The 14,982-nt window shown below is 63.5% G+C and carries 12 protein-coding genes; 3 read left to right on the top strand and 9 right to left on the bottom strand.

Features of this window, described 5'->3' with window-relative positions; translation table 11 throughout:
- Positions 1-179: 179 nt before the first annotated feature.
- Positions 180-1,376: an acyl-CoA dehydrogenase gene (locus tag MESOP_RS10155; protein ID WP_013893242.1), complete on the bottom strand. Its 1,197-nt coding sequence runs from the start codon at positions 1,374-1,376 to the stop codon at positions 180-182.
- Positions 1,377-1,479: 103 nt separating this feature from the next.
- On the opposite strand from MESOP_RS10155, the gene MESOP_RS10150 reads away from it, so the two are divergent.
- Entirely contained in the window at positions 1,480-2,391 is a 912-nt protein-coding gene (locus MESOP_RS10150; protein ID WP_013893241.1) for a LysR family transcriptional regulator, read from the top strand.
- On the opposite strand, the gene MESOP_RS10145 is transcribed toward MESOP_RS10150, so the two are convergent.
- The 8 genes from MESOP_RS10145 to MESOP_RS10110 form a co-directional block, all read right to left on the bottom strand.
- Positions 2,392-4,713 (bottom strand): Tex family protein, encoded by a 2,322-nt coding sequence (locus tag MESOP_RS10145; RefSeq protein WP_013893240.1) that lies wholly within the window; start codon positions 4,711-4,713, stop codon positions 2,392-2,394.
- A 127-nt stretch (positions 4,714-4,840) separates the two neighbouring features.
- Positions 4,841-6,019 (bottom strand): serine hydrolase domain-containing protein, encoded by a 1,179-nt coding sequence (locus tag MESOP_RS10140; RefSeq protein WP_013893239.1) that lies wholly within the window; start codon positions 6,017-6,019, stop codon positions 4,841-4,843.
- 28 nt (positions 6,020-6,047) lie between these two features.
- On the bottom strand, positions 6,048-7,244 hold the full coding sequence (locus tag MESOP_RS10135; RefSeq protein WP_013893238.1) for a serine hydrolase domain-containing protein: 1,197 nt from the start codon (positions 7,242-7,244) through the stop codon (positions 6,048-6,050).
- A 66-nt stretch (positions 7,245-7,310) separates the two neighbouring features.
- A complete protein-coding gene (locus MESOP_RS10130) occupies positions 7,311-8,345 on the bottom strand; it encodes an ABC transporter substrate-binding protein (protein WP_013893237.1) in 1,035 nt (344 codons plus the stop codon).
- A gap of 23 nt (positions 8,346-8,368) precedes the next feature.
- A complete protein-coding gene (locus tag MESOP_RS10125; protein WP_013893236.1) occupies positions 8,369-9,169 on the bottom strand; it encodes an ABC transporter permease in 801 nt (266 codons plus the stop codon).
- Positions 9,162-10,082, bottom strand: coding sequence for an ABC transporter permease (locus MESOP_RS10120; protein WP_013893235.1), 921 nt, complete (start codon positions 10,080-10,082; stop codon positions 9,162-9,164). Before MESOP_RS10120 ends, MESOP_RS10125 begins: the two co-directional genes overlap by 8 nt.
- A complete protein-coding gene (locus MESOP_RS10115; protein ID WP_013893234.1) occupies positions 10,082-11,176 on the bottom strand; it encodes an ABC transporter ATP-binding protein in 1,095 nt (364 codons plus the stop codon). Before MESOP_RS10115 ends, MESOP_RS10120 begins: the two co-directional genes overlap by 1 nt.
- A gap of 142 nt (positions 11,177-11,318) precedes the next feature.
- The gene (locus MESOP_RS10110; RefSeq protein WP_013893233.1) at positions 11,319-12,998 is read right to left on the bottom strand and encodes an amidohydrolase; all 1,680 of its coding nucleotides are present in this window, start codon (positions 12,996-12,998) and stop codon (positions 11,319-11,321) included.
- A gap of 258 nt (positions 12,999-13,256) precedes the next feature.
- Between MESOP_RS10110 and MESOP_RS10105 the strand changes: the two genes are divergently transcribed.
- Entirely contained in the window at positions 13,257-13,910 is a 654-nt protein-coding gene (locus MESOP_RS10105) for a TetR/AcrR family transcriptional regulator (RefSeq protein WP_013893232.1), read from the top strand.
- A gap of 23 nt (positions 13,911-13,933) precedes the next feature.
- Positions 13,934-14,965, top strand: a complete 1,032-nt coding sequence (locus tag MESOP_RS10100; protein ID WP_013893231.1) for a histone deacetylase family protein — start codon at positions 13,934-13,936, stop codon at positions 14,963-14,965.
- Positions 14,966-14,982: the final 17 nt, after the last annotated feature.

Raw genomic sequence — 14,982 nt, 5'->3', positions numbered from 1 at the left:
CGTCTCGGCTTCGCCGAGCCACCTCTCCCCCGATCGGGTAGAGGAAAGGCGCGAACCTATTCCGGCTGGCTCCCTTCCTCTCCCTCCGGAGGGGGGAGAGGTGGCTCGGCGAAGCCGAGACGGAGTGGGGGAAGGCGGCCCTCAATCGCGCGGCCTTTGGTAACATGGTGCTGACCGGCTCAGAAAAACGCCTGTATCCCGGTCTGTGCCCGTCCCAGGATGAGCGCATGCACGTCATGTGTGCCCTCATAGGTGTTGACCGTCTCCAAATTCTGCGCGTGGCGCATGACGTGGTAGCCGATCTGGATGCCGTTGCCGCCGTGCATGTCGCGGGCCTGGCGAGCGATGTCGAGCGCCTTGCCGCAATTGTTGCGCTTTACGATCGAGATCATCTCCGGCGCCATCTTGCCTTCATCCATTAGCCGCCCAACCCTGAGCGAGCCCTGCAGGCCAAGCGCGATCTCGGTCTGCATGTCGGCGAGCTTCTTCTGGAACAACTGCGTGCCGGCGAGCGGCTTGCCGAACTGCTTGCGGTCGAGGCCATATTGGCGCGCCCGGTGCCAGCAATCCTCGGCGGCGCCCATGGCGCCCCAGGAAATGCCGTAGCGCGCCCGGTTGAGGCAGCCGAACGGGCCACCAAGGCCCTTGGCGTTGGGCAGCAATGCGTCCTCGCCGACCTCGACGCCTTCCATCACCACCTCGCCGGTGATCGACGCGCGCAGCGACAGCTTGCCGCCGATCTTCGGCGCCGACAGCCCCTTCATGCCCTTTTCCAGCACGAAGCCGCGGATCTCGTCCTTGCCGTTGTCACCCTTCAACTTCGCCCAGACGACGAACACGTCTGCGATCGGCGCGTTGGAAATCCACATTTTGGAGCCGGTGAGCTTGTAACCGTCGGCGGTCTTCTCGGCGCGCGTCTTCATGCCGCCCGGGTCCGAGCCGGCATCCGGCTCGGTAAGGCCAAAGCAGCCGATCCATTCACCCGACGCCAGCTTCGGCAGGTATTTCTTGCGCTGCGCCTCCGAGCCATAGGCGTGTATCGGATACATAACCAGCGACGACTGCACAGACATCATCGAACGATAACCGGAATCGACACGCTCGACTTCCCGCGCGACCAGCCCGTAGGTGACATAGTTGGCACCGAGCCCGCCATATTCCTCGGGGATGGTGATGCCGAGCAGACCCGCCTCGCCCATCTCGCGAAAGATGCCGGCATCGGTCTTTTCCTCGAGATACGCTTCCTCGATGCGTGGCGCGAGCTTGTCGGCGGCAAAGGCCGCCGCGCCGTCCCGCACCATGCGCTCGTCTTCCGAAAGCTGGCCCTCGATCAGGAACGGGTCTTCCCAGACGAATGCATTCTTGTCGGCGGCCATGGCTTCTTGATCCTCAAAACGGGTGAAGTCCGGCTTATCGGCCCGTGGTCCCAAAAAATCAAACGAAATTGCTTCACCGATCAATGAGCGTTAGGAATGGATCATGAGTGCCCAGCGCCGCCTTTTGCCCAACACCAGCGCCCTTGCTGCCTTCGAGGCGGTGGCCCGGCTTGGCAGTTTCACCGCCGCCGCGCAGGAACTGGATCTGACCCAGGGCGCGGTCAGTCGGCAGATCAGGGTACTCGAGGACCAGTTCGGCCGCCGGCTGTTCGAGCGCGACAGCCGCAATGTCCGGCTGTCGACAGCCGGCGAAATCTATGCCGACGCCGTGCGTTCGGCCCTCGGCCAGTTGCGCGACGCAGCCCTTGGATTGATGAGCAATCGACATAGCGGCATCCTGAACCTGGCCATCTTGCCGACGTTCGGCACGCGCTGGCTGATGCCCATGATCCCCGATTTCGTCGAGAACAATCCCGATATCACCATCAACTTCGTCACCCGCGTCGGCCGCTTCGACTTCGCCCGGGAGAGGCTGGACGCCGCCATCCACTACGGCCTGCCGGATTGGCCGGAGGCGGACTCGACGCTCCTGGTGCGCGAGACGGTGGCGCCGGTGGTGTCGCCGGAATTCCTCGCCGGCCGAGCCATTGCCACGCCGGCCGATATTGGCCGCTTGCCGCTGCTGCACATGGCGACGCGACCCGGCGCCTGGACCGAATGGTTCGAGCACCAGGGCCTGAGCGCCCCGACCGGACCGGGCATGCAGTTCGAGCAGTTCGGCACGGCCGCCCAAGCGTGCATGGCAGGGCTCGGCGTCGCGTTGTTGCCGCTGATCCTCATCGCCGGCGAATTGCAGCGCGGTCAGCTCGTGCCCGCACCCGGCCAGCCCATGCAAAGCCGCAGCGCCTATTATCTCGTCGTCCCGCACGGCAAGCGCGGCCACATGCCCGTCGCCAGTTTCCGCGACTGGCTGCTGGGCCAGCTCGAAAAGGAGCCGGCTGTTCTGGCGTGGTAGCTACTTCCGCTTCAGCGCATCCGCCAGCGCGGCGCCAAACGCGCCTTGCTGGGCCGGCCGTTCCGGCTGGCGCTGCGGCAGCGGCGAACGTGGCGCCGGCTTGCCGCCACCATTGTCGCGTGGCCCTCTCGATGCGCCGCCCTCGCCGCCATCCTTGCGCATGGAGAGCGCGATGCGCTTGCGCTTGATGTCGACATCGACGACGCGCACCTTGACCACGTCGCCGGCCTTGACCACCTCATGCGCGTCCTTGATGAAGCGGTCGGCCAGTTGCGAGACATGCACCAGCCCGTCCTGGTGGACACCGATATCGATGAAGGCGCCGAAGGCGGCGACATTGGTGACGGTGCCTTCCAGCAGCATGCCGGGCTTCAGATCCTTGATGTCGTCGACGCCCTCGGCGAAGGTCGCCGTCTTGAAGCCGGGACGCGGATCGCGGCCGGGCTTTTCCAGCTCGGCCAGGATGTCGCGCACCGTCGGCAGGCCGAAACGCTCGTCGACGAAGACGCGTGGGTCGAGCGCCTTGAGCGCCGCGCTGTCGCCCATCAGCGCGCGGACATCCCGCCCACAGGCGGCGACGATCTTCTTGGCCACGCCATAGGCTTCCGGATGCACCGAGGAGGCATCGAGCGGCTCGCTGCCATTGGCAATACGCAGGAAGCCGGCGGACTGTTCGAACGCGCGAGGTCCGAGCCGCGGCACTTTCAGCAGATCCTTGCGGCTGGCAAAGGGGCCGGTCGCGTCGCGATGCGCGACGATGGCATCGGCCAGCGATGCGCCAAGGCCCGAAACCCGCGCCAGCAATGGCGCCGAAGCCGTGTTGAGATCGACGCCGACCGCGTTGACCGCGTCCTCAACCACCGCTTCCAGCGACCGGCCAAGCCGGTACTGGTCGACATCGTGCTGGTACTGGCCGACGCCGATCGACTTCGGCTCGATCTTGACCAGTTCGGCGAGCGGATCCTGCAGCCGCCGTGCGATCGACACCGCGCCGCGCAGCGACACGTCGAGGCCGGGGAATTCAGCCGCCGCCGTCGCCGATGCAGAATAGACCGAGGCGCCCGCCTCGCTGACGATCACCTTGAGCGGCTTTGGCCCGCCATCCGACGGCATGTCGGACAGCATATCCGCCACCAGCTTCTCCGTCTCGCGGCTGCCGGTGCCGTTACCGATGGAAATCAGCTCGACCTTGTGCAGGCGAACGAGCCTGGCGAGTTCCGCCTGCGTGCCCCTCACATCGTTCTTCGGCGGGAACGGGTAGACGGTCATCGTCGTCAGCACCTTGCCGGTGCCGTCGACCACCGCCACCTTGACGCCGGTGCGGATGCCGGGGTCGAGCCCCATCGTCGGCCGTGAGCCAGCCGGCGCGGCGAGCAGCAAATCCTTCAGATTGCGGGCAAAGACATGGATCGCCTCTTCCTCGGCCCGTTCGCGCAGGTCGCGCATCAGATCGAGCGTCAGGTGCAGCGAAAGCTTGATCCGCCACGTCCAGCCCGCGACCTCCATCAGCCAGCGGTCGCCCGGCAGGCTGCCGCCGATGGCATAGGCATTGGCGACCATTCGCTCGACCGGCTTCACCGGCGAGGTGTCATCGGCATCGACCTCGATATCGAGCGACAGCACCTCCTCATTGCGCCCACGCAGCATGGCCAGCGCGCGGTGGCTCGGCACATTAGCCCAGCGTTCGACATGGTCGAAATAGTCGGAGAATTTCGCGCCGGCCTCCTGCTTGCCGTCGACCACCCTGGCGCGCATAAAGGCGCGTTCCTTCATGTAGGTCCGCAATTTGCCGACCAGATCGGCATTTTCGGCGAACTGTTCCGACAGGATGTCGCGCGCGCCTTCCAATGCGGTCTTGGCATCGGCCACCTCTTGGCTGACATAGGCCAGCGCCAGTTCGGCAGGCACGAGCGAACGATCGGCGAGGATGGCCTCCGCCAGCGGCCCCAGCCCGCGCTCCCGGGCGATCTCGGCCTTGGTGCGGCGCTTGGGCTTGTAGGGCAGGTAGATGTCTTCCAGCTCCGCCTTGGTGGCGGCGGCGATGATCTTGCCCTCGAGTTCGTCGGTCAGCTTGCCCTGCTCTCGGATGGAGCCCAGGATCGTGTCACGCCGTGCATCGAGTTCGCGCAGATAGGCGAGCCGCTCGGCAAGGTCGCGTAGCTGCGTATCGTCCAACCCGCCGGTCACTTCCTTGCGGTAGCGCGCAACGAACGGCACAGTAGCGCCCTCATCGAGCAGTTCGATCGCCGCTGCCGCCTGCTCGGGCCGCGCGGCGATCTCGGTCGCGATGATGGCTGCGATGCGCTTGATGTCGGATGCCATGTCATTCCCACTCGCTTCGAAAAGAGCGGCGACCATAGGCGCTGACATCCGGTCCGCCAACCGCCGCGCTTTCGTCAGCCCGGCGGGTCCACAGGAAAGCGCACGCTAATTTGGTGGCAGGAGGCGCTTAGACCATCCGGCTCAGCGCTTCGAAAAACGCCACAAGCTCGAGATCGAGCGCATCGTCGACCGGCTCCGGCTGCGACGACATCTTGGCGATCACCACTTCGGTCCTGGGGTCGATATAGAGCCACTGGCCATGGATGCCGATGCCGCAATAGGCGCCGTTCTCGTGTCCGGTCTGGTACCATTTGTTGCGATAGCGCCCCCTAGGGAACAGTGGCAGCATGGCGCCGCGCTGCCAGGCTTCCGCACTGCCGCCGGTGCTGGTCGTGTCGCGCACCCAGGCCTCCGGCACGATGCGCCGGCCATTGGCCACCCCGCCCTGACGCATCAATTCGCCGATGCGCGCCAGATCGCGCGGCGTCACCGAAATGCCGCCGGCGGTGCGTGCCGTGCCTTCCATGTCGACGCCGATAGAAGCCTCGCTGACGGCGCCGAGCGGCAGCCAGAGCTTCTCACGCATCAGATCGTTGAAGCGCTGGCCCGAGGCGCGCTCCAGCAGCAGGCCGAGCAGGTCGGAATTGGGCGAACGGTAGCGGAAGGTCTGGCCATGCGGCTCGGCCAGCCGCTGCAAGGTCAGGATGAATTCGCGCAGGCTTTCGGTGCCGCCGCCCGGGTTCCACAGCGTCGCCCGGCGATAGCGGGCAAAGGCGCTTTCCGGATCGAGATAGGCTTCCTCGAAATCGAGACTGACGCTCATATCGAGCACATGCCGTGCGCTGGCATCGCCATAGGCCGAACCGGCGGCTTCCGGAATGTAGTGCGTCACCGGCGCTTCCGGATCGAACACCCCCTCGGCTTCCAGTATGCCGGCAACGATGGCGGTCACCGACTTGCTGATCGAGAAGATGATGTGGCGGGCGCCGAAATCCATGTGCGGCGCGAACCAGTCGCCAATGGTCCTGCCGCCTTTCATCACCGTCAGCGCATCGGTGCTGGAGCGGACGAGAAATTCGGCCACCGTTTCCGGCGCGCTGGCGACCGAGACCTTTTCGCCAAGCAGGCCACCGAGATCCTGCATCGGGGCCTCGATGCCCCCGGCCGCCGTGACGCGCGCCGTCGGCACCAGTTCGCCGAGGTTCTGGAACGACCATCGGTTGAACGGGCTCTCGCGCCAGTTGGCGAGCAGCACCTCGTTGCGACGGAAGCCGTAGCGGGTCTCGAACACGGTCGTACCGGTCATGGCGTTTCCTCTTGGAGTCTAGGGGGGCTCAGCTCAACGCGGCGGCGATGGCATGCACGGCCTTCAATGTCGCCATGGAGTAGGCGAGGTTGTTGAAGTCCGGATAGCTCGACAGCTTCACCACGACCATTCCCGTGTTCCAGTCGATATGGATCATCTGCCCGAACACGCCCCGGCACATCAGCGCGCGCGAGCTGGGATCCTCGATCCAGAACTGGTTGCGGTAGCTGCCTTCCGGCAGGCTGGCGGAAAAATCGGGGCCATGCCTGCCATTGCGTGTCGTCTCGATCCATTCGGCCGGCACGATGCCGCTGCCATTGCCGAGGATCATCTGGCCGAAGCGGCCATAGTCGCGCAACGTTGCATTGAAACCACCATCGGCGAGCGCATAGCCGGCGCTGTCGACGGTGAAGCAGGCGCTTTCGTCGGCGCCGAGCTTTTGCCAAAGTTCTTCCGAGACCAGCTGCGCCAGCCGCTTGCCCGTCACCCGTTCCATGATGAAGGCGAGCACGTCGGTCTCGATCGAGCGGTACTCGAATTTCGCTCCGTGCGGACGGATTGTGTCCTTCAAGCCCAGGATCAGTTCGAACATGTGCGAAGGCCAGCGAAAATCCGGATCGCTGCCTGGCGGCACCGGCTTCCAGCCGGTCGCGACATCGACCTGGCCGATGTCGGAATAGCGGTCGGTGTATTCCTCGGAGAAGCGCACGCCCGTGGTCATGTCCAGCACATGCTGGACGCTGGCCCCGGCCCATCCCGTTGCCCTCAGCTCTGGCAGGTAGTCGGTCACCGCCTTGGCTGGATCGATCAGGCCACGGTCGGCCAATATGCCGAACACCGATCCGGTGACGGACTTCGCCATCGACTGCGACAGATGCAGCGTGCGCTCGTCCATGCCGTTGAAATAGCGCTCATAGGCGACCTTGCCGTTTTTGAGCACCAGGATGCCATCCGTGTAGGTCTCGTCGAGCAGCCCGGCGAGCGTCGAAGGCAGACCCTCGCTGCCCTCGACCGGCAGCCCGTCGAGATCGACCTCGGCGCGTTCGAGGCGGTGGCGATGCCCATTGCCGCGCCAGACTTCGGCGGTCGGCAGAATTTCCCTGATGTGCTGGAACGCCCAGCGGTTCCATGGCGGCCTGTCCCAGTCGAGCTTCGGCGGCACCATGGCCGGCGGCGAGCCTTGCATGATCGGCGGCCGCGGATCGCTGTTGCGATAGGAGTCCATGAAAGCCATTCCCGGAACAAAAAAAAAGACCCGGAGGCGTGTACCGCCGGGTCCGTCGCGTCGCGATTACTTCTGCAGCTCGGTCCAGATTTTGGTGTAGAGTTCCTGCGTTTCAGGCGGGCACATCTTCTGGAATTCGCCTTTCGGCTTGGCGTCGGCCGGAATGACGACTTCCGGTGCGTCCTTCATGTCGGCCGGCATGTACTTGTCCGAGCCGGTGATGGCGTTGGCATAGCGGTGGAAGGCCGAGAGGCCAGCCGCGTTTTCCGGATCCATGATGAAGTTCTGGAACAGCTTGGCGTTTTCGACGTTCTTGGCTTCCTTGAGGACGACGACGTTGTCGCTCCACAGGCCAAAGCCTTCCTTCGGATAATTGTAGTGGATGGCCGGGTTGGCCAGCCGCTGGCGCAGCGCCGAGCCGTTCCAGTCGCTGGTTGCCTTGAAGTCGCCGGCGCCCATCTTTTCGATGGTGTTGTATTCCATGGCGATCCAGTTCGGCTTGGCCGCCACCAAGAGGTCACGCACCTTCTTCAGCACCGCCTTGTCATCGGTGCACTGCTGGCCGCCGACATATTTGATCGCCGCGAAGATGACGTCGCCCATTTCCGGGACGACATTGACCTTGCCCTTCAGTTCGTCCGGCGTGTTGAAGACAATACCCCACGTGTCGGCCGGGCCCTTGTAGGCATCGGTGTTGACGACGACGCCGATCGTGCCCCAGGCCCATGGCACGGAATATTTGCGGCCAGGGTCGAATTCAGGATTGGCCCATTCCGGCGCCACGTTCTTGAAGTTCTCCATCTTGCCTGGATCGGTCTCCAGCACGAGACCTTCCTTGATCCAGATCGGCACATAGGTCTGCGACGGAACCGCGATGTCGAAACCGGTGCCGCCCTGGCGAATCTTGGCAAGCGCGGTGTCGTTGGAATCGTAGTCGGTGATGGTCACCTTGACCTTGTATTTGTCCTCGAACTTCTTGATCACGTCGGGGCTGGTGTAGTTGCCCCAATTGTAGATGTTGAGCACGCCCTCGGCGCGGGCAAGCCCCGTCGATGCGAGCAACGCCAACCCCATGGCGGTCGCTGTTGTCTTCCAGTTCATCGTTCTAACTCCCATTTCAGGTTTCAGTCTCGTTTCCTGCTGACGAAGAAAAACAACGTGACGATCGCGACCGAAAGCAGCAGGAAAGCGGTCGATATCGCGTTGATCTCGGGTGTGATGCCGCGGCGGATCTGGCCGAGCATGTAGGTGGGCAGCGTGTCCTGGCCGCCCGATTTGACGAACTCGGTGATGACCACGTCATCGAGCGAGATGACGAAGGCCAGCATCAGTCCGGCCAGGATGCCGGGCCACAAAAGCGGCAGCGTGATGCGGCGGAAGGTCTTCCACGGCGTCGCGTAGAGGTCGGCTGCGGCACGTTCCAGCGTCAGGTCCATATTCTCCAGCCGCGCCCGGATCGGCAGGTAGGCGAAGGGAATGCAGAACGCCGTATGCGCGGCGACCAGGTAGCCTATCCCCGAATAGCCGGTGAAGATCTTGATGCGCGAGAAGAAGATCAGCAGCGCCACGCCGGTGACGATCTCGGGCACCATCAGCGGCTGGTTGATTGCCGCGTATTTGAAGGTGAGGCCGGGATAGGATGCCGTGCGCGTGGTGGCGAGCGCGGCCATGGTGGCGAAGATGGTCGAAAGCACCGCCGCGATGGAACCGATCTGGAAGGATCGCAGCGTCGCATCGATGACCTGCGTGTTCTGGTACGCCGACTGGAACCATTTGAACGAAAACCCGCCCCATTCCGATGTCGAGCTGGCCGCGTTGAAGGCGTAGATGACCAGCACCATGATGGGCAGATAGAGCACGACGAAGCAGGTCGCGGCGATCGCCGTGAACCCCGGCTGGTGCTTGATGGAGAAGTTGTCAGCCATGACGCACCCCCGACTTGCCGGCATTGCGCACATACGCCAGCAGCGCCACCATGACGATGATCATCACCGTGATCGACAGCGCCGAGCCGAGCGGCCAGTTGCGGCCCTGGCCGAACTGCAGTTCGATCAGGTTGGACAGCATCATGTTCTTGCCGCCGCCAAGCACGCTCGGCGTCACATAGGCGCCAAGTGCGGGGATGAAAACCAGGATCGAGCCGGCGATGACGCCGGGTTTGACCAGCGGGAAAATGATCTTGCGCAGCACCTTGAAGCGTGTCGCGTAGAGATCATAGCCCGCCTCGACCAAACGAAAATCGAGCTTCTCCATGCTGGCATAGATCGGCAGCACCATCAGCGGCAGGTAGACATAGGCCATGCCGACCAGGATCGCCGTGTCGGTGTAGAGGATCTGGACCGGCGCCGAGACGATGCCGAGCTTCAAGAGGATCGTGTTGATGATGCCTTCGTTGCGAATGATCTGCAGCACGGCGAAGGTCCGGATCAGGAGGTTGGTCCAGAACGGGATAGTGATCAGGAACAGCCAGAGATCCCTGGTCTTTTCGCTGCGCGTTGCCATGAAATAGGCGGTCGGGAAACCGAGCGCCAAGGTCGCGAGCGTCGTCACCACCGCAAGCTTTATCGAACGCCAAAAGATGGTGACATGCGCCGCCGCGAGCGAAAGCGTATCGTCGAAAATGTCGCGCTCCAGCAGCACCGATGTCCAGGCGTCGGACGAGAACTGCCATTTCACGTCGCCATAGGCGCCTGGCGTCAGGAACGAATAGACAAGCACGATCAGCAACGGGCCGGTCGCGGCAAACAGAATGACCAGCAGCGCCGGTGCTGACAACAGCCAGCGGTCACGCACATCGCGCCGCTCCGCTGCCTTGGCGACTTCTTCCGCGGTGGCCATCAGTCCCTCAGCACTTGCGCGGCGTCGTTGCCGATCATGATGCCGACCTTGTCGCCACGTTCGAAACCGCAGCCGGCGCTGCGCGTGTTCTGCTGGCGCACGGTGAAGGCCTCGCCGCTGTCGAGCTGGACATGGATATGCGTGTCAGTGCCGAAATAGACGATGTTTTCGACCGTGCCCGCGAGGTCGCCCTTGTCCCTCGTCAGCTTGGCATGCTCGGGCCTCACCACCACGGTGGCGTTGTCCTTTGGCTGGAAGCCTTCGGCAATGGTCGCCTCGATGGCCGTGCCGGATTTGAGCGTCGCGCGAGCCCTTCCGTTGCCGATGCCCGTTATCGCCGCGGTGAGAAAGTTGGTTTCGCCGATGAAGTCGGCGACGAAGCGTTCCGCCGGCTTGTCGTAAATGTCCCAGGGCGAGCCGACCTGCAGGATCTTGCCCGACGACATCACCGCGATGCGGTCCGACATCGTCAGCGCTTCTTCCTGGTCGTGGGTGACGAAGATGAAGGTGATGCCGGTCTCGTGCTGCAGCCGCTTCAGTTCGATCTGCATCTCCTTGCGCAGCTTGTAGTCGAGTGCGGATAGTGGTTCGTCGAGCAACAGCACTTTGGGCTGCGGCGCCAGCGCCCGGGCCAGTGCCACGCGCTGCTGCTGGCCGCCGGAGATCTGGCTGGTGCGCCGGCCCGCCAGCGCTTCCATCTTGACCAGCTTCAGCATCTCGGCGACGCGTGCCTTGATCTCGGCCTTGGGCTTGCCCAGCATTTCAAGGCCGAAGCCGATATTGTCGGCCACCGTCATGTGCGGAAACAGCGCGTAGGACTGGAAGACGGTGTTGACCGGCCGCTTGAAGGGCGGCAACGGTGCGATGTCCTGGCCGTAAAGCAGGATCTCGCCGGCGGTTGGAAAATCGAAGCCGGCGATCAGCCGCAGCAGCGTGGTCTTGCCGCAGCCGGATGGTCCCAGCAGCGTGAAGAACTCGTTTTCGCGGATGGTTACCGAGACCGTGTCGAGGGCAGCGACCTGCCCTTCCCCTGATCCGAAAATTTTACTGACGTTTACGACTTCAATTGCATTCCGATCCGGTTTTTCCGGCACGATACGCCTCACTGTTGACCCCGCTCTTGCTGGCGAGGTTTTTCCCCTGTTGGATGTGACCACACGGCCGGTAGGTTGGCAAGTCCGGCATTGAATCACAGTTCAGTAGTCATTCATTCGGCTAGCAAGCCGCATGCCATTGTCAGGCCTGATAGGTGACCTTGCCGCCGCAGATCGTCGTCACCGGCCGCAGTCTGTGCAGATTGGCCGGCGCCGTCTTCTCGATATCGGCAGATAAAACCACCAGATCGGCCAAATAGCCTGGTTTCAGCATACCCTTGCGGTGCTCGGCGAACTCCGCATAGGCACCCTCCACCGTGTAGGCGGCAAGCGATTCATGCAGCGAGAAGCTCTGGTCCGGGTCGCTTTCTGCCCATGGTTTGCGCATCACTGCCGCTTGAATGCCCAGGATCGGATCGATCGGCGATACCGGCCAGTCCGATGCGAACACGACATGCGCGCCGGCATTCTTCAAGGTCCGCCAGGCATAGCTCAGCGGCCAACGGGCCGGCCCGATGCGCGACACGGTCGGCTCCAGCGGAAAATCCATGGCGCCGGGCGGATGCGGCGGCTGCATGGAGGCGATGACACCGAGTTCGGCGAAGCGCGGCACGTCCGATGCGGTTGTGACCTCGATATGTTCGACGCGATGCCGGCTGTCGCGCTTGCCATTGGCTTTTTGCGCCGCCTCGTAGCCGTCGAGCACGGCGCGGACCGCGCCGTCGCCGATCGAGTGCACGGCAATCTGCAGTCCACGTTTGTCGACGGCAACCGCCAGATCGATGAACTGCTGCGGCGTGAACAGCGGCTCGCCGACCCAGTCGGTGCGATCGGCATAAGGCTCGACCATCACCGCCGTCCAGGAATCGAGCACGCCGTCGTAGAACACCTTGACCATGCCCGAAGACAGCCACTCGCTGTTGTAGCGCTCGTTCATCACGAACGCCTTGTCGAGCATGTCGAGCGTCATGAAATTCTTGTAGTGGAACGGGATCTGGACGCGGCAGGGCAAGCCTTCCGCGGCGTCGATTTCGGCCAGCAGCTCGAGCTGGTAGAGATTGCCGTCCATGTTCTGGATCGAGGTGATGCCGTGGCGCGTGCACCAGGCAAGCCCACGCCGCATGATGTCGCGGTCGGCGGCGCGTTCTTCCGCCGACGGCATCGGGTCCGGCTCGCCGCCTGTCGCCAGCCCCAGCCGCACCCGGCTCTCGCCGGCAAGGTCGAGCACCGGACCGAAGGCCTCGCCCTCGCGCAATTCACCCGTTGCCAGCCCATCGTCACCCATGACGATCTCGTTGCCCGGACCAAGCGTGCGTCCGTGCAGGATGCCGGCCATCTCCAGCGCCCTGGTGTTGGCCCACATCGTGTGATGGTCGGGCGCAGCCATGCAGAAGGGCCGGTCCGGCAGGATTTGGTCGAGATGGTGGCGCGTCACCCGCTCGCTGCCAAGCACGGTGTAGTCGACGCCCTGCCCGACCAGCATCGTGGCATGTGGCCGTGTCGGCGCATAGTCGCGGATCGCCTTTTGCAACGCCTCGAAGCCATGGACACCGCCAAGCTGAAGATGCGCGAGCTCGGCCCCGCCGGAGAACAGATGCATGTGGGCTTCGATGAAGCCCGGGATCACCGAACCGCCCTTGGCGTCGATCACCTTTGTGACCGGACCTTTGAGCTCTTCGATGGAGGCACGGCCGCCGATGGCGATGATGGTGCCGTCCTTGACGGCAACGGCCTCGGCGGTGGGATTGTCATCGTCCATGGTCAGCACATGACCATTGATGACGATCAGATCCGCATTGTGACCCGCACCTGTGACAGACATCGCGACTCCGCGCTTTGACGACTGACTGAGACCGGCAATCCTCTTGTCCGACAACCTGCCACGTCACCGCAGCGGCGCTATCGGACGAAAAATGATGCCAGTGCGCTGTCTCTGGAAATTCCCCTTGTGATCCCTGAAAACAGCGTGGATAAAAGAATGCGACTAATTATTCGCGTTTGTCAACGTACCGAATTTCGAATGTATTGGACAGCACCTGCACCCGTATTGAGACCCGGCAGGGAACGAGGACATCGAGCAGTGAAGCGCAGTCTCAGCCGCGAAACCAGGATGGCGCTCGAACCGCGCAAGCAGCCGCGGCAACAGCGGTCGAGCAAGGTGGTCGACCGGATTCTCGACGCGGCGCTGGTCTTGACGCGGGAGCAGGGAACCAAGGCGCCGACGACGCTCGCCATTGCCCGGCGCGCCGGCCTGTCGGTCGGTTCGGTCTACCAATACTTTCCCAACAAGGAAGCCATTCTCCTGGACCTCGCCCGGCGCTGGCTGTCCTCCTTTCCCGAGGTGATCGCGAGGCGCATCGAGGTCGTGCCGCCCACCAACCGCGACGAGTTTCGCCAGGAAGTGCGCAAGCTCTTCATCGACACGTCCACGCTCTATCGCGACAACGCCACCCTGATGCCGGTGATCGAGGCCATTTCCGGCAACGCCGACCTCAGGCCGATCCAGGACGAATATGACGAGCAGATCATCGCGCTGTACGCCGCATGGCTGCAGCATGTGAATCCAGCCCTTGAAGACGAGATCGCCAGCCGGCTCGGCGTGCTGATGATGGACGTCGGGCACGCCTGCCGGCTCGTGGGGCTGAAAAGAGATCGCAAGACATATGACCTCATCGAGGACGATGTGGAAAGAATGTGGCTCGCTTTGGTGACCCCCTACCTCAACCTTGACTGATTTCGCATTTCGAGAGGAATTTTATGAAGACTGTCTATTCGCCGCTTCATGCCGGCCATGCCGGCCAGATGGAACTGGTCACATCAGCGATCGTGCCGGGTTTTGAAAAGCCCTCGCGCGCCGAATTCATCAAGGCGCGGGTCGAAAGCGAGAAGCTCGGTCCGATCGTCCTGCCGCTCGAGCACGATCTTGCGGCCGCCAAACGCATTCACAAATCGGACTATATCGACTTCCTGCCGACAGTCTGGCCGCAGTGGGTGGCTTCCGGTCACGAGGGCACGGCGATGCCCTTCACCTGGCCGACGCGCGGCCTGCGCGGCGACGTGCCGCCGAAGCGTGTCGATGCGCTGCTCGGCTACTATTCCTTCGATGCCGGCGCCACCTTCGTCGAAGGCACATGGACGGCGATCAAGTCGTCCTATGACGTGGCGCTCACCGCCGCCGGCCTGGTCAAGGCCGGCGAAAGGTCCGCCTTCGCGCTCTGCCGTCCGCCCGGCCATCATGCCGGCGCCGGCTTCATGGGCGGCTATTGCTACATCAACAACGCCGCCGTCGCGGCGCAATGGTTCCGCGACCAGGGCGCAAGCCGTGTCTCCATCCTCGACGTCGACTACCACCACGGCAACGGTACGCAGGAGATCTTCTATGATCGCGCCGACGTACAGGTTCTCAATCTGCATGGCGACCCGATGGTCGAGTATCCGTTCTTCCTCGGCCACGCCGACGAGCGTGGCGCCGGCGCGGGCGAAGGCTTCAACATCAACTATCCGATGCCCTTCGGCACCGGCTGGGACGCCTGGAACGCCTCGCTGGAGGACGCCTGCGCGAAGCTCGCCGCCTACGCGCCCGACATCGTCATCGTCTCGCTCGGCGTCGACACCTTCGAGAAGGACCCGATCAGCCAGTTCAAGCTGACCAGCCCCGACTATCCCAAGATCGGGCGCCGCATCGCCAAACTCGGCCTGCCGACGCTGTTCGTCATGGAAGGCGGCTATGCCGTCGAGGAGATCGGCATCAACGCCGTCGGCGTGCTGACCGGTTTCGAGGATCGGTAGACCTTCTCGCAAGCACA

Source organism: Mesorhizobium opportunistum WSM2075 (assembly GCF_000176035.2).
Taxonomy (GTDB): Bacteria; Pseudomonadota; Alphaproteobacteria; order Rhizobiales; family Rhizobiaceae; genus Mesorhizobium; species Mesorhizobium opportunistum.
The sequence above is the reverse complement of the archived record's forward strand: the minus strand, read 5'-3'. Positions and strand labels throughout refer to the sequence as shown.

Coding starts and splice junctions, on each gene's coding strand:
- MESOP_RS10155 (WP_013893242.1), bottom strand. CDS start 1,376: ATGGCCGCCGACAAGAATGCATTCGTCTGGGAAGACCCGTTCCTGATC.
- MESOP_RS10150 (WP_013893241.1), top strand. CDS start 1,480: ATGAGTGCCCAGCGCCGCCTTTTGCCCAACACCAGCGCCCTTGCTGCC.
- MESOP_RS10145 (WP_013893240.1), bottom strand. CDS start 4,713: ATGGCATCCGACATCAAGCGCATCGCAGCCATCATCGCGACCGAGATC.
- MESOP_RS10140 (WP_013893239.1), bottom strand. CDS start 6,019: ATGACCGGTACGACCGTGTTCGAGACCCGCTACGGCTTCCGTCGCAAC.
- MESOP_RS10135 (WP_013893238.1), bottom strand. CDS start 7,244: ATGGACTCCTATCGCAACAGCGATCCGCGGCCGCCGATCATGCAAGGC.
- MESOP_RS10130 (WP_013893237.1), bottom strand. CDS start 8,345: ATGAACTGGAAGACAACAGCGACCGCCATGGGGTTGGCGTTGCTCGCA.
- MESOP_RS10125 (WP_013893236.1), bottom strand. CDS start 9,169: ATGGCTGACAACTTCTCCATCAAGCACCAGCCGGGGTTCACGGCGATC.
- MESOP_RS10120 (WP_013893235.1), bottom strand. CDS start 10,082: ATGGCCACCGCGGAAGAAGTCGCCAAGGCAGCGGAGCGGCGCGATGTG.
- MESOP_RS10110 (WP_013893233.1), bottom strand. CDS start 12,998: ATGTCTGTCACAGGTGCGGGTCACAATGCGGATCTGATCGTCATCAAT.
- MESOP_RS10100 (WP_013893231.1), top strand. CDS start 13,934: ATGAAGACTGTCTATTCGCCGCTTCATGCCGGCCATGCCGGCCAGATG.